Origin of the sequence: Citrobacter sp. Ct235, from assembly GCF_030332305.1 — a bacterium.
GTDB lineage: Bacteria > Pseudomonadota > Gammaproteobacteria > Enterobacterales > Enterobacteriaceae > Citrobacter_A > Citrobacter_A telavivensis.
The window spans coordinates 50,187-65,168 of sequence record NZ_JAOWIC010000049.1 but is presented as its reverse complement, the minus strand read 5'-3'; the positions used below and the strand labels follow the sequence as shown (position 1 = coordinate 65,168).

General features: G+C 51.8%; 15 protein-coding genes. 12 read left to right on the top strand and 3 right to left on the bottom strand.

Annotation, left to right across the window (positions count from 1 at the left end):
* Positions 1-29: 29 nt before the first annotated feature.
* Positions 30-392: a copper resistance protein gene (locus OGY35_RS17435; RefSeq protein ID WP_286632971.1), complete on the bottom strand. Its 363-nt coding sequence runs from the start codon at positions 390-392 to the stop codon at positions 30-32.
* Positions 393-573: 181 nt separating this feature from the next.
* On the opposite strand from OGY35_RS17435, the gene cbpA reads away from it, so the two are divergent.
* The 3 genes from cbpA to OGY35_RS17420 all read left to right on the top strand — a co-directional run bounded on the left by cbpA (position 574) and on the right by OGY35_RS17420 (position 3,157).
* Positions 574-1,494, top strand: a complete 921-nt coding sequence (gene cbpA, locus OGY35_RS17430) for a curved DNA-binding protein (protein WP_286632970.1) — start codon at positions 574-576, stop codon at positions 1,492-1,494.
* The gene (gene cbpM, locus OGY35_RS17425; protein ID WP_286632969.1) at positions 1,494-1,799 is read left to right on the top strand and encodes a chaperone modulator CbpM; all 306 of its coding nucleotides are present in this window, start codon (positions 1,494-1,496) and stop codon (positions 1,797-1,799) included. The genes cbpA and cbpM overlap by 1 nt, the downstream gene beginning before the upstream one ends.
* Before the next feature lie 278 nt (positions 1,800-2,077).
* Positions 2,078-3,157, top strand: a complete 1,080-nt coding sequence (locus OGY35_RS17420) for a 4Fe-4S binding protein (RefSeq protein ID WP_286632968.1) — start codon at positions 2,078-2,080, stop codon at positions 3,155-3,157.
* 43 nt (positions 3,158-3,200) lie between these two features.
* On the opposite strand, the gene OGY35_RS17415 is transcribed toward OGY35_RS17420, so the two are convergent.
* The gene (locus OGY35_RS17415; RefSeq protein ID WP_152405143.1) at positions 3,201-4,316 is read right to left on the bottom strand and encodes an AI-2E family transporter; all 1,116 of its coding nucleotides are present in this window, start codon (positions 4,314-4,316) and stop codon (positions 3,201-3,203) included.
* A 212-nt stretch (positions 4,317-4,528) separates the two neighbouring features.
* Here OGY35_RS17415 and OGY35_RS17410 point away from each other — a divergent pair, with 212 nt between their 5' ends.
* From OGY35_RS17410 to pitA, 7 genes are all read left to right on the top strand, one after another.
* Positions 4,529-5,686, top strand: coding sequence for an iron-containing alcohol dehydrogenase (locus OGY35_RS17410; RefSeq protein ID WP_286632967.1), 1,158 nt, complete (start codon positions 4,529-4,531; stop codon positions 5,684-5,686).
* Between the two features lie 17 nt (positions 5,687-5,703).
* Complete coding sequence (locus tag OGY35_RS17405; RefSeq protein WP_286632966.1) at positions 5,704-6,714, top strand: 2-dehydro-3-deoxygalactonokinase; 1,011 nt, start codon at positions 5,704-5,706, stop codon at positions 6,712-6,714.
* A 12-nt stretch (positions 6,715-6,726) separates the two neighbouring features.
* A complete protein-coding gene (locus OGY35_RS17400) occupies positions 6,727-7,716 on the top strand; it encodes a 2-dehydro-3-deoxygalactonokinase (RefSeq protein ID WP_286632965.1) in 990 nt (329 codons plus the stop codon).
* A gap of 35 nt (positions 7,717-7,751) precedes the next feature.
* Positions 7,752-9,059 (top strand): MFS transporter, encoded by a 1,308-nt coding sequence (locus OGY35_RS17395; protein WP_046478879.1) that lies wholly within the window; start codon positions 7,752-7,754, stop codon positions 9,057-9,059.
* A gap of 44 nt (positions 9,060-9,103) precedes the next feature.
* Positions 9,104-9,751, top strand: coding sequence for a bifunctional 4-hydroxy-2-oxoglutarate aldolase/2-dehydro-3-deoxy-phosphogluconate aldolase (locus OGY35_RS17390; protein WP_152405147.1), 648 nt, complete (start codon positions 9,104-9,106; stop codon positions 9,749-9,751).
* 99 nt (positions 9,752-9,850) lie between these two features.
* Positions 9,851-10,648, top strand: coding sequence for an IclR family transcriptional regulator (locus OGY35_RS17385; RefSeq protein WP_152405148.1), 798 nt, complete (start codon positions 9,851-9,853; stop codon positions 10,646-10,648).
* A 332-nt stretch (positions 10,649-10,980) separates the two neighbouring features.
* On the top strand, positions 10,981-12,480 hold the full coding sequence (pitA, locus tag OGY35_RS17380; protein WP_286632964.1) for an inorganic phosphate transporter PitA: 1,500 nt from the start codon (positions 10,981-10,983) through the stop codon (positions 12,478-12,480).
* Positions 12,481-12,561: 81 nt separating this feature from the next.
* Here pitA and OGY35_RS17375 read toward each other — a convergent pair whose 3' ends face one another.
* Entirely contained in the window at positions 12,562-13,296 is a 735-nt protein-coding gene (locus OGY35_RS17375) for a dTMP kinase (protein WP_286632963.1), read from the bottom strand.
* A gap of 172 nt (positions 13,297-13,468) precedes the next feature.
* Between OGY35_RS17375 and OGY35_RS17370 the strand changes: the two genes are divergently transcribed.
* Together OGY35_RS17370 and OGY35_RS17365 are read left to right on the top strand one after the other, a co-directional pair.
* Positions 13,469-14,212 (top strand): nucleoside/nucleotide kinase family protein, encoded by a 744-nt coding sequence (locus tag OGY35_RS17370; RefSeq protein ID WP_178828482.1) that lies wholly within the window; start codon positions 13,469-13,471, stop codon positions 14,210-14,212.
* A gap of 11 nt (positions 14,213-14,223) precedes the next feature.
* Entirely contained in the window at positions 14,224-14,976 is a 753-nt protein-coding gene (locus tag OGY35_RS17365; RefSeq protein WP_286632962.1) for a nucleoside/nucleotide kinase family protein, read from the top strand.
* Positions 14,977-14,982 lie beyond the last annotated feature (6 nt).

Below are 14,982 nucleotides of genomic sequence, written 5' to 3'. Positions count from 1 at the left end.
TTAGCTAACGGTACGAAACAGCCGCTCTGTCATTCGCGGAAAACGCAGAATCGGAGATGCACCCGGAGTCCGGGAGGGGAAATAACGCGCTGTGGGAAGAACGGTAAGCGAACCGTCCTGAACGGGGTTAACAAGGCGAGGAGTAAACAGAGCGCGAGAATCGCCCCCTCAAAAACAACCGGTGGCGCAGTCAGCAGTGATTTCGCACTGAGCTCGCATGGGGTCGCGGGTGACGTTTCCTCTGCCCCGGACGTCGGCGATGTCGTCGCCGTGATGCTGGTTGTCTCCATCTGCAACGCGTGCAGGCCCGCCATGCGCTGCGCGATACAAACTATCACCACGACACATGCCAGGCAGAGGAACCACCATCCCATCCGTTGACGTTTCGCCATTACACCCTCACTCATTGACGCGAGTTATCTTAGCGGCTGGCGTGTTTTACGCAACCTCCGGGCTGTAAAGTTATGTTGTCTCGCGGGTTGGCATTCGCCCGCGACAGGATTACCCTACACTTACTGGTGACACCTTTTCAGGGCTTCCTTTAGCCTGTATTGATTAACCCGAGAGAACGCTATGGAATTAAAGGATTATTACGCCATCATGGGCGTGAAGCCGACGGACGATCTCAAGACTATCAAGACCGCTTACCGCCGACTGGCCCGCAAATATCATCCCGATGTCAGCAAAGAATCCGATGCCGAAGCCCGCTTTAAAGAGGTTGCCGAAGCCTGGGAAGTGCTGAGCGATGAACAGCGACGCGCCGAATACGATCGGCTCTGGCAACACCGCAATGACCCACAGTTCAATCGCCAGTTCCAGCAGGGCGAGGGCCAGAGCTACAACGCCGAAGACTTCGACGATATTTTCTCTTCTATTTTTGGTCAGCACGCGCGCCAGTCGCGCCAGCACCGTGCCAGCCGGGGACATGATATTGAAATTGAAGTTGCGGTTTTTCTTGAAGAAACGCTCGCGGAACACAGCCGAACCATCAGCTATAACCTGCCGGTCTACAATGCGTTTGGCATGATTGAACGTGAAATCCCGAAAACCCTGAACGTGAAGATCCCGGCAGGCGTCGGCAATGGCCAACGCATTCGTCTGAAAGGCCAGGGTACGCCGGGGGAAAACGGTGGACCGAACGGTGATTTGTGGCTGGTTATCCACATCGCGCCGCATCCCCTGTTTGATATCGTTAATCAGGATCTGGAAATTGTGGTGCCGCTCGCCCCGTGGGAAGCCGCGCTGGGCGCGAAAATTGCCGTCCCCACACTGAAAGAGAGCATTCTGGTCACCATTCCCCCCGGCAGCCAGGCTGGACAACGGTTACGCATCAAAGGTAAGGGTCTGGTCAGCAAAAAACAGACCGGTGATTTGTATGTCGTGCTTAAGATTGTGATGCCGCCGAAACCGGATGAACGCGCAACGGCGCTGTGGCAACAACTGGCAGAAGCACAGTCAGGATTTGATCCGCGCAAAGATTGGGGGAGAGCATAATGGCTAACGTCACCATCACCTTTACGGTTACCGAGTTTTGCCTGCATACCGGCGTGACGGAGGAAGACCTGAATGAGATAGTGGGTCTGGGCGTCATCGAACCTTATGCCGAAACGGCGGACAACTGGCAGTTCGACGATCATGCGGCCGCCGTGGTGCAGCGCGCCCTGCGACTACGTGAAGAACTGGCGCTCGACTGGCCGGGGATCGCCGTGGCGTTAACGCTACTGGAAGAGAACACCCGTTTACGCCAGGAAAATCGCCTGCTGCGACAACGACTCGCGCGGTTTATCACTCATCCATAAATTCAGGGCAGCGAAAGCTGCCCTGGGAGTGATGACAAACCTCATCCCGATACCGGACAAGCAGAGATCACCTAATTAAAAACAAGGAAAATCAATTCATTGATTTTCGGCTGATCATCACAAAGAAAGAAAAACCACGTTTTTTCCTTCTTTGTCAGCGGTCTGAGGGCAGCGAAAGCTGCCCATTTATCAGGCGATGATATAAATCAACGCTGGCTCAAAGGGATAACCGTAGGATAGTGGTATTCAAAATGCCACTTTATGGAAGTCAGAAGGCAATGAGCGAAAAAAGCAGAAAGCGCTGGCAACGCCGCCCAGGAACAACGGGTGGCAAATTGCCGTGGAACGACTGGCGTAATGCCTCCACCTGGCGCAAAGCCACACAGTGGCTGCTGCTGGCGATCAATATTTACATTGGCGTGACGTTTTACTACTGGGTACGTTATTACGAAACCGGTGGGTCCAGTGTGTACGTTCCCCGACCTGGCGGCATTGAGGGCTGGCTACCCATTGCGGGTCTGATGAACCTGCGCTACACGCTGGAGACCGGCATTTTGCCCCCTGTTCACGCCGCCGCCATGCTCCTGCTGGTCGCGTTTATGCTGATCGGCCTGCTGCTCAAGAAATCGTTCTGCTCGTGGCTGTGCCCGGTGGGTACGCTGTCTGAACTTATCGCCGATGCGGGTAAGACATTATTTGGTCGCAACTTTTCCCTGCCTCGCTGGCTGGATATCCCCCTGCGCGGCCTGAAATATCTGCTGCTGGCCTTTTTTCTCTACATTTCGTTGTCGATGCCGGCACAGGGCATTTCGTATTTTATGATGTCGGCCTACGGCATTATTATCGATGTGAAGATGCTCGATTTCTTTCGTAACATCGGCACGATCACGCTGCTGAGCGTCGCTTTACTGGTGGTGATAAGCCTGTTCATTCGCAACGCGTGGTGTCGTTATCTGTGTCCCTATGGCGCCCTGCTCGGGCTACTTTCCCTGCTCTCACCATTCAAAATCCGCCGCAATGCGCAAAGCTGCATCGACTGCGGGAAATGTGCCAAAAACTGCCCGTCGCGCATCCCGGTGGATAAGCTGATTCAGGTGCGAACGGTTGAATGCACCGGCTGTATGACCTGCGTGGAATCCTGCCCGGTCGCCTCAACGCTGACATTTTCCCTGCACACGCCAACGGGAAAGACAGAAACGCGCCGGGGAACGCTGTCAGGTATGGCGATGACGCTGCTGGTACTCGGCATTATGTTTGCCCTCATTGCATTCGCGATGCTGATGGGCGTTTGGGACAGTCCGGTGCCGGAGCAGCTTTACTTCCGTCTGATTCCTGAAGCAAGGATGATTGGACATTAACAGGAGCCGGATGGGGCATCTGCCGCCATCCGGTGGTTGACGATCACTCCGGTTTCTTGTCCTCGTGGATGCCATCCTCAATAAAATCTTTATCGAGCTCTTCGGCATTCCCCTCGTGATCGCGACCAGAGAGAATGTTCCAGCAGGCGATAAACAGCGCGGCAACGAGCGGACCAATAACAAACCCATTGATGCCGTAAATCTCCATTCCGCCCACCGTGGTGATCAGAATCAGGTAGTCAGGCATTTTGGTATCTTTGCCGACCAGAATGGGGCGCAGAATATTATCCACCAATCCCACCACCACCACGAAGAAGCCGACGATGAAAAAGCCCTGCCACAGTTGCTGCGTCGAAAAGAGATAGATAGCCGCTGGCACCCAGATAATCGCGGAACCCACGGCGGGGATCAGCGACAGGAACGCCATCAATGCTCCCCACAGAATGCTGCCATCAATACCGACAATGTAAAACGCAATCCCGCCCAGCGTCCCCTGCACGATCGCCACCACAACGGTGCCTTTCACCGTCGCCCGTGAGACCGCGGCAAACTTTGCAAACAGGTGCTGCTTAACGAAATTCGACAACGGCAGCGAGTCGAGAATTTGCCGAACCAGATACGGCCCATCCTTGAGCAGGAAAAAGAGCAAGTAGAGCATGATGCCGAAACTGATCGCGAAACCGAAGGTGCCTTTGCCAATCAGGAAGGCGCTACCGGCCAGATATTGCCCGCCCTTTAACGCCACATCAGACAGTTTCTGCTGGATTTTGGCAGCGTTATCGAGACCGTGATCGGCAAGAAACGAACGCGCCCACTCCGGCATATGTGCAAACAAACTTGCCACTACCTCCGGGAACTGAGCGTCGTTGTGCTGCAGCTTGTTGTAGACCACGTTCAGTTCAACGGCGAGCGAGGAGAGGATCAGCATTAACGGGATGAAAACAATCAGGCAGATGATACCCAGCGTCAACAGAGACGCGACCCCGTTACGCTCCCCCAATGCCGAACGCAGCTTATTTTTAACCGGGTAGAAGATAACCGTCAGAATTGCGGCCCATAAGATGGCGGAAAAGTACGGCGACAGCACATCGAAGAAAGCCCATGTCACCATAGCGAGAAGAAAAAGGAAAAAACCTTTATTCAGTCCGTTAAAACGCATTTGAGGATCCTGTAAACAAAGAAACTCAGTGGACTATAGGACTGATTGCGGATTTTACAAAGCCGACAGGAAGAAAACCGTCTGCCGATACTTCACATTCAAAGTGTGACAGTGCTCATTGTTTCACCAAAAGGAATTGCATTTAGCGCAGAAACAGATCAATCATAATCATATACACGAACACAGTCCGTATATACGAACAACATGGAGAAATGATGAGCGCATTCGATTACAGCAATCCGGTTAAGTTTTATTTCGGCGCGGGTAAATTCAATCAGTTAGGCGAGATAGCGTCGAAGCACGGGCGTAATGTGTTGCTGGTCGTGTCTGACAGCACCAAACACACGGGTCAACTCGAACGTGCGCAACAGGCGCTTTCTGACGCCGGTATTGCCTTTGCCATTTACGATCGCTTTATGCAGAATCCGCTTTCGACACGGGTTGAGGAAGGCGCGGCACTGGCCAGAGACGAACGCTGCGATCTGGTTATCGGAATCGGTGGCGGCAGTGCAATGGACATGGCCAAAGGCATCGCCTTCTGCGCCTGTAATGAAGGCAGTATCTGGGATTATGTGTTTGGCAAAAAACAGGCGCAGCGCGCGTTGCCGGTGATATTAATCCCCACCACTGCCGGTACCGGCAGTGAAGCGAACCGTACTGCCGTGTTCACCAATCCGCAAACGCATGACAAAAAGGGGCTGGTCAACCCACTCATTTACCCTGTCGCCGCCATTATCGATCCTGAGCTGATGCTCACCCTGCCTAAACGCGTTATCGCCGGACCGGGTGCAGACGTTCTCTTCCATGCCCTGGAATCCTATATCTCGCGCAACGCAAATCCATTCAGTGAGATGCTTTCCCTGCAGGCCATTCGTCTGCTGGCAAAAAACCTGCCGCGGGTTTACGAAGACGTGAGCTGTCTGGACGCCTGGGAAAAGGTAACGCTGGCCAGCACACTCGCGGGAATGGCGATCGACTGTGCGGGAACGACATTACCGCATGCACTGCAACATCCGATGGGCGGATTGCTGGATGTGGTGCATGCAGAAGGGATTGCCGCGGTCTATCCGGCCTTTCTTGAATACACCTGGTCCGCATCTCCAGAGAAGTTTGCCGCCATCGCGCAGGCAATGGGCGTTAACACGCAGGGAATGACCAGCGAGCAGGCGGCACAAAGCAGTGTCGTCGCAGTCACCGATTTCCTGAAAGGCATCAATATGCTCCCGACGCTGACCGATCTTGGCGTGAAGGAAGCGCATTTCGACTGGATCATTAATAACGTGCTAACCACGATGAATGTGGTTTTAAACAATAATCCACGCGTGCCTGATGCGACGATGCTTCGCGATCTTTTAACCCGCAGCCTTTAAACGACAAAGGAATAGTCATGTTTATTATTATTGACTCTGGCTCGTCGGCAACACGATTGTATCTTATGGATTCAGGCGATCTCCGTGTCATCGACAGGTCTGTTATCCAGGCCGGTGTAAATTCCACCATTGATAAGGGAAGTAATGAATTTCTGAAAACGGAGATGGCCTCCGGAATAAAAGCATTGCTCAGCAGGCACTCACTGTCGACTGAGGAGATTGAATTTATTATTGCCTCAGGAATGATTACCTCTAATCTGGGACTTCATGAAATACCGCACCGGGAAGCGCCGGCAGGTATTGAGCAACTGGCTAAACATGCCGTGCGTTTCGCTGGTCATACCCTTCTGCCGCTGAATATCCCGGTAATACTGATTCCAGGGATAAAAAATAAAACCACGGCACAGTGGGAGGATCTGAGGGGTATCGACCTCATGCGCGGGGAAGAAACCCAGGCCGCAGGCGTATTGTTAGCCTGGCAACCCACATTGCCCTGCACGCTGATTGAACTGGGCTCAACCACCAAACTCATCTCCATCAACGAAAAAGGAGAAATTGCCGGCAGCATTACCTCACTCAGCGGTCAAATTTATGCCGCCATTCTGAAACAGACATTCGTTGCCTCCAGCGTAGAGAATGCTGAAGACGCTGTTTTAGATGAAACGATTATTGATGCGGCGTACCGTTCCATTTCGCAAAGCGGTTTCCTGCGTACCGTATTAATGACGCGCTTCTTACAATTTTCCTTACCGACCACGGCGGCGCAGAGAAAATTATTTCTTGAAAGCGCGATGGCCTGCGACGATCTAAAACTGCTGTCAGATGCCCAGCACCAGGGATTTAATCTTAACGGTGACGTCTATCTCATTGGGAATGCGTCACGCTGCACCTTATACCACTATATCTTTTCACATTATGCAGAACGTAATGCGCGCTTCCACATTATTTCCGATGCGGAAAGTATCGACATGCTGGCAATAACCGGAGCGAGCGCCATCGCCCGCGCGATACAAAATAACCCGCAATAAGGTGAAAACAACATGACAATTATTACCATTGATACCGGAACAACGAATACCCGCGTCTGCGCCTGGCAGGACGGAACATTACTCGCAGAAGCGGCGCGTGCCGCTGGCGTGCGGGACACTGCCATTACCGGCAGTACGGCCACATTGATGCAAGGTGTCAGCGACGCCGTACAGGACGTGAAACAGAAAGCTGGCATCCCTTGCGACGCAAAGGTTATTTACCTCTCAGCCGGAATGATTACCTCCAACGTGGGCTTATTTGAGATCCCCCATCTCGTCGCCCCTGCCGGATTAAAAGAACTGGCAGAAGGCATGACGCCCGCGCATCTACCAGAGATTACCGATGAACCCATTTGGTTCGTTCCTGGCATACGTAATCACAAAGATGCCGTCTCACTGGATAACGTCGAGCAGATGGACATGATGCGCGGCGAAGAAACGGAAGCAATTGGCGTACTCAGTAGCCTTGATATCCGTGGGCCTGCGCTGATCATTTTACCGGGATCGCATTCTAAATTTGTCAAAATTGATGCGCAAAACCGCATTGAAGGCTGCGTAACCACCCTGGGTGGCGAGCTTCTGGAAGTCATTACCCGACATACTATCCTCGCCAGCTCTTTACAGCATCAATTCGCGACCAGCATCGACAGCCCCTCGTTATTGCAAGGGGCCAGCCAGTGCCTGCAAACCGGACTTTCCCGCACCTGTTTCTCGGTTCGCGTGCTGGACATGTTTGCTTCCTTATCACTGAACCAGAAAGCGAACGTACTGCTTGGCGCCGTATTACAGGATGACCTTCAGGCAGTTAAAAATAGTCGGGCATTTGACTGTCCGCCGGATACGCACATCGTGGTATGCGGTAAAGAAGTTCTCAAACTCGCGTTCGCCACCTTAATTGATCATGACCCGTGGTTTAACGGAAAAATAACCGTCACACCGGAAAATAAATCCTTGTCCGCAGAAGGATTACTGGCTTTGGCGAAACGAAAAAATATTATTTAACTCCTTTGTACCCTACAAAAATAAAGGTTTAATTTATGAACACGACCGTAAAAGAAAGTGCCGTAGTAAAAAAACGAGGCGGTAAAAGATGGTTTGTTGTTTTCCTCTTATTAATCGGCGGGATTATTAACTATCTGGATCGTGCGAGTTTATCCATTGCAGCGCCCGATATGATGAAAGAATTGAATCTGTCCAATACCGATATTGGACTTCTGGGGTCGGTATTCGCGCTGATTTACGCATTGTGCCAACTCCCTGCTGGTTTTCTGGTTGACCGCTTTGGTCCTAAAAAAGTCTATGGCTGGGCCGTCGCGTTGTGGAGCGGCGCCACCATGCTGACAGGGGCGTGCAGCAGTATGATGACCCTGATTTTCGCCCGCGGAATTTTAGGGATTACTGAAGCCCCCTGCTGGCCTGGTGCAGCCAAAATTACGGCCTCATGGTTCCCTAAAAAAGAGCGTGCGCTGGCGACGGGGTTCTGGGATGCCGCCTCAAAATGGGGGCCGGCCATTGCTCCACCGATTCTGGTGGCCATCATCGTGCCGTTGGGCTGGCGTTCTTTATTTTATATTGCCGGTGCGATTGGTCTGGTCTTCGTGGTGTTCTTTATTTTTGCTTACCACCAGCCAGAAAAACATCCGAGTATCACCAAAGAGGAACTGGATTATATCAAGGAAGGCGGCGGTGGTACCGCGGAAAAACTGACCAGTGAGTCAGAGAAAATTAGCTGGGGTGGATTATTCAAATACCGTTGCATCTGGGGAATGATATTAGGCTGGTTTTGCTATGTATGGATGATGAATATTTTCACTACATTCCTGCCGCTCTATTTGATGAAAACCCAGAATATTCAGCTTAAAGAGTTAGGGATCTATGCCAGTATTCCTTATTTCGGCGGTATTGTCGGTGCCATTATGGGGGGATATATCTCCAAATGGTTAATCGATAAAAATATCTTTACCGACTCCCTCAAAGCAAAACGCGCCACGATCAGTATCTCAGCGTTACTCGCGGGTATTGCGGTCATTGCCGTACCGATGGTGGATGGTCTGTTTGCAACATTAACGCTGCTGGTGATTGCCATGGCGCTGCTTTCCGCGCTCTCAGCGACCGGTTGGGCTTTGCCTGGCGACGTTGCCCCGTCGTCGATGGTGGCGTCAGTCGGCAGTATCCAGAACTTCGGCGGCTATTTTGCCGGATCGCTCTCCCCCCTTGCCACCGGCTTGATCGCCGATATCACCGGTTCTTATACCCTGGCTTTCGTCAGCGGCGGGATCATCGCGGCCTGTGCTGCACTTTGTTACTGGTTCATCGTAAAAGAGCCGGTAAAAGTAGAAGAATAATACCGTCAGGGGGAAATCTCCCTGACTTTTAACAGAGGTTATCAATGATTAAACATCGCGTTATTCACGCTATAGAACAGACCGGACTTATTGCCATCGTGCGCGGTATCGAGCCTGAATCTGTTTTGCCTTTGGCTGAAGCGTTATATGCAGGTGGCGTTGAGGTGATAGAGGTGACGTGCAATTCGACACGTTATCTGGAAAGTATCACCGCGCTAAAAACGAAAATGGGAGACAAGATGAAGGTGGGTGCGGGAACCGTTATCAATCCCGTCATGGCACAACTGGTTATCGATGCTGGTGCTGATTTCGTGTTGTCGCCAGATTTCAATCCCGACGTCGTCTCTATGGTTCATGAGAAGCAACGACTGATGATTCCGGCGGTGATGACGCCATCCGAAATCCTCCAGGCCTGTCGCCTGGGCGTGGATCTGTTGAAGCTTTTTCCGGCAAACAGCCTGGGCATCGATTATCTCAAAGAGATCCAGGGGCCGCTCGATAATCTCGCGCTGATCCCGGTTGGCGGCATCACGCTTGAAAATACGGCAAGCTTTGCGCAAGCAGGCGCGTTTGCTGTCGGCGTCGGGAGCGCGCTGACAAACAAACAGTGGGTAAAAGACGGCGAATGGGGAAAAATCACCCGCCAGGCGGAGGCATTTATCCGGGCGTTTCGTGATAACAAACACCGATAAATGACACCGGCACATCGCCCTGCACGTTTTTCCTTCATTGTGTTCATGAAGTCCGCCTGGCTATACTGCGGCTCATTAAAACTACAGTGAGGGAAGAACGTGTCTGAGAAGATTAACCGCTCTGTCGCACGGGCACTGGAAATCATGGAGCTGGTTGCGCAGAGCAAAGAAGATCTCACCATTTCAGAGATCAGCAAATTTCTGGCCATCCCGAAAAGTACCACTTTTGATATCTTGTATACCCTTCTTGAAAAAGGATATCTGGAGCAGACCAGCGAAAAGCAGAAAACGTTCAGGCTGGGCATGAAGCTGTTCCAGACCGGCGCTCACTATCTCGACAGAACGCCTTTTCGCGATGTCGCCCACGCCACGCTGGAAAATCTGGTTGAAAACGCAGGCGAAACGGCCTTCCTCGCGATTCTGAACAAAGATGAACTGGTGTATCTGGACAAGGTTGAAAGCCCCAATTCCGTCAGAACCTCGGCACGTATTGGTTCCAGTAATCCGCTTTACTGCACCGGTCTGGGTAAAGCCATTCTCGCCACCCTGCCCGATGATGAAGTGCGCGCGATAGTAAAACGAACCGGTGGCCTGCGTCCCGTCACCCCCTATACCATCACGGATGAAGCACAGTTTATGTCCATACTCGCCCAGGCAAGACAGCAGGGTTATGCGGTCGATGACAGGGAACATAACAGCGAAGTCTTTTGTCTCGCCGCGCCGGTGTACAACCTCCACGGGCATGTTAGCGCAGCGATTAGCGTGGCCAGTTTATTTTCCAAAGTGAAAGACGATCGGCAAAAAATTGAGGTACTGGGTAAAATGATCTCAGCCGCTGCCCTGGAGCTTTCACACCGAATTGGGTATCGCGGTAAGTCTCTCTATATGAATGAATAACGTCACCGTCTGTTCGCCTGAAAGAAACGCTCAGGCGAACCAACTGACTATCCCTGTCGCCAGAATAATAGCCGTTCTTTCTGCGCAATGAGCAACTCCGTCGCATTAATAAATAAAACCCCAGATATATATTCACAAAATAAATATTTCCAATAAATTTATCACTGCTGTTTTTGTTTTGAAGATGAATTGTACGACTACGATTCAATTCTCTCTGGTTACATAAAGCAATCTTGATATCACATCCAAAAAAACGATATTTCACTTTGCCGAAATAATAAAGTCAATGATAATGCGCCCGTTCGTCTCCTCAAAATGGCGGGATATTCTCTATGCTACATTTATTTGCTGGTCTGGATTTATATACCAGCTTGATGCTTTTACTTGCGCTGGTCTTTGTCCTGTTTTACGAAGCGATTAACGGATTTCATGACACCGCCAATGCAGTTGCGACCGTCATCTATACCCGAGCCATGCAACCCCAACTGGCGGTGATAATGGCTGCAGCGTTCAACTTTTTTGGCGTTCTACTGGGAGGACTCAGCGTCGCATATGCCATTGTGCATATGCTACCCACGGATTTACTGCTCAATATGGGCTCGTCGCATGGCCTCGCAATGATTTTCTCTATGTTACTGGCGGCGATTATCTGGAACCTGGGGACCTGGTATTTCGGTTTACCCGCCTCCAGTTCCCATACCCTGATCGGCGCAATTATTGGTATCGGGTTAACCAACGCGTTGATGACGGGAACCTCGGTAGTCGATGCGCTGAACATCCCGGCAGTGGTCAATATCTTTGCTTCGTTGATCGTTTCTCCCGTCGTCGGAATGGTGATTGCAGGCGCCCTTATCTTCCTGCTGCGCCGCTACTGGAGCGGTACCAAGAAACGCGATCGCATCCATCGTCTCCCTGAAGAACGGAAAAAAAAGGGCGGGAAAAAGAAGCCACCATTCTGGACGCGTATTTCACTCATTTCCTCCGCGGCCGGCGTAGCCTTCTCTCACGGGGCGAACGATGGTCAGAAAGGGATCGGTCTGGTCATGCTGGTCCTGGTGGGGATTGCACCAGCCGGATTCGTGGTGAACATGAGCGCGACCGGATACGAAATCACCCGCACCCGCGACGCGGTCAGTAATCTTGAGGTTTACTTCCTGCAACATCCCGACGCGTTAAAACAGGTCGCCGACAAGACTCAACCGCCTGTCACACCGGCGGCAAATATCGCACCGGCGACGGAATTTCATTGCCACCCCGCAAACACGATGGAGGCCATTCATCGCGTCAAAGCACTGTTGCCTGCCAACCTGGAGAGTTACGACACATTAAGCGTACCGCAACGCAGTCAGCTACGACGCATCATGCTGTGCATCTCCGATACAACGGATAAAGTGGCGAAACTGCCGGATATCAGCCGTAGCGATGTGCATCTGCTGAAGAAACTGAAAACCGATATGCTGAGCACGATTGAGTATGCGCCGATTTGGATAATCATGTCAGTCGCGCTGGCGCTGGGCATGGGAACCATGGTTGGCTGGCGTCGCGTGGCAACCACGATTGGCGAAAAAATTGGTAAGAAAGGAATGACCTATGCCCAGGGGATGTCCGCGCAGATCACGGCGGCAATCTCAATCGGTCTTGCCAGCTATATCGGGATGCCGGTTTCTACGACGCACGTACTCTCTTCTGCCGTAGCGGGAACGATGATTGTCGACGGTGGAGGATTGCAGCGAAAAACCGTCACCAGCATCGCGATGGCCTGGGTATTTACGTTGCCTGCGGCAATTCTGCTGTCGGGATGTCTGTACTGGGCTTCCCTGCAATTTCTCTGAGCCAACTGACGGTTCAGGTGAAGCGATATATGCGTAAAAATGCCCAGTCAGCCAGACTGGGCATACAGAAACAGAACGAATTTACTGAAGGGTGAGGCTAACGGCATCCGTATTATTGTTACGGTAATGATAGCCGCTGGCTGTCATAAACTCTGCTATCGCCTTTTCCGCATCCGCCAGTACATCATCCAGCGATTGATTCGCATCGATGTCGACCAATTGTGCGCCGCCAAAAGTCAGCTGTGGCGTTATTGCTATTTTTCTGGCCAGGGCTTCTCTGCGGTGATCGGGTTTACGCGCACAGGCAACATCGAGGTCAACATTCAGTTTTATCACTAAATCCGGCTTATGACTGGCCATCCAGCGGAACGCCGAGCGTTCTTGTTCAGCCAGCCAGGAAACGAAGCGACTTCCGTCAGCATTGGCAGGAAACACGGTGCCATCATAAGCTCCGGGAATTTGTATTTGAGGATAGCGATCGGCTAATACAATTAGCCCACGGCGTCGACACGCCAGCATATGACGAAAGCGCAATAACCGACGCACCACGAAGGACATAATCACTAATGCGGGTACAGGACCTGGTAATTTCCTCGCAGTTTTCACTTTATTACGCTCAATAGTTTTACCTAATAATCTCCCCATTAACGGTAATTTAACCACGGCGCGCCCCACATTTCCGGCCTGTTTACCTAAATGCACTTTTTCTGCGGGACCATATTTCTGCAAACAGATCAGAAGATGTTCACAGACCGTTGTTTTCCCCGAGCCATCGCTGCCAATAATGGCTATTAGCGGAGGTTTCATTGACATCATAAATATACCCTCAACATAAAATCCTTATCATGAATATTTTATTAACGCGACACCCTTTTGGATATAACTATTAATACTAAAACGACAATTAGACATTGTCACAACTTTGTTGAACAGATATTCTTGGGACACCACAGCGAATATACACCCCTTTATTTAAACTGGATCTTTCGTGAGTCAATATACTATTCCCACTATTAATCCCCCTTTCGTTCGGGTGATTGCCATAGTCGGCTGCGATGGTTCAGGTAAATCAACCCTGGCTGCCAGTCTGGCCCCTCTTCTGGCATCACAATTGCCGACAAAACAGCTTTATCTCGGGCAGTCTTCTGGTCGTATTGGTGAATGGATCGAACATTTGCCCGTCATCGGGGCGTCGGTGGGTCGTTACCTGCGAACAAAAGCGGCACGTGTGCACCAGCGCCCCTCGTCACCGCCAGGAAACATGACGGCGCTGGTGATCTTCCTGCTCTCCTGCTGGAGAGCGTATAAATTCCGCAACATGTTGATCCAGAGTCGGCAAGGCACATTATTTATCGTCGATCGTTACCCCCAGACGGAAGTCCCCGGGTTTCGCTTTGACGGGCCGCAGTTGGCCAAAACAACGGACGGCAACTGGTGGGTGCGCCTTCTGAAAGCGCGCGAACTCCAGTTGTACCAGTGGATGGCCTCCTGGCGCCCCCTGCTGCTGATCAGGCTGGATATTGATGAAGAAACCGCATTCTCGCGCAAGCCTGACCATCCACTGTCCATTCTCCACGAGAAGATCATGGTCACGCCGCATCTGACGTTCAATGGGGCGACAATCCTCGAACTGAATGGTCGGGAACCGGCGGATAAAATCCTTATTGCATCATTACGTTCAATTCAAGCCTCTCTTCGCGATCACCGGATCGGATTTGCGAGTCCTTTTTAAGACGGAACGACATGGAAACAGAGAACTCAAGCCCCCTGAATGCGCCGTTGCCGGAATACATTCAAGGACTTATTGCCGTGGTCGGCTGCGATGGTACCGGCAAATCCACGCTGACGGCCGATCTGGTTAAAAACCTGCAACAAAAGTGGGTGACCGAGCGCCGCTATTTAGGGCTTGTCTCCGGAGAGGATGGCAACAAAATCAAGCGTCTGCCGCTGATCGGCACATGGCTTGAGCGGCGACTGGCGGAGAAATCATCAAAAACGCAAAGCATGAGTACCCGAGCCCCCGCACTCTGGGCGACGTTAATTATGTACGGATTCTCTGTGCGCCGAATGGCTAACTTACGCAAAGCGCAGCGGCTGGCGCAAAGCGGCGTTCTGGTGATCAGCGATCGCTACCCTCAGGCCGAAATTTCCGGATTCCATTATGACGGACCGGGTATTGGCATCGAACGCGCGACGGGCTGGGTGAAAACTCGCATGGCAAAGCGCGAATCCCGTCTGTATCAGGAAATGGCGTTATGCCGTCCTGAACTCATTATTCGTCTTGGTATCGATATTGATACCGCATTTTCCCGTAAGCCTGACCATGACTACAACGAGCTGCGCGACAAAATCGACGTCATGGTGAAGCTCACCTACAACGGCTCAAGAATTCTCGATCTGGATTCCCGAGCGCCCTACCGCGAAGTGTTGGAAAAGGCGCTGGCTGCCGCATCCGTTGCGGCACGGAATTCCCGGCGCAGAAGCGTGATGTCGTGACGCATC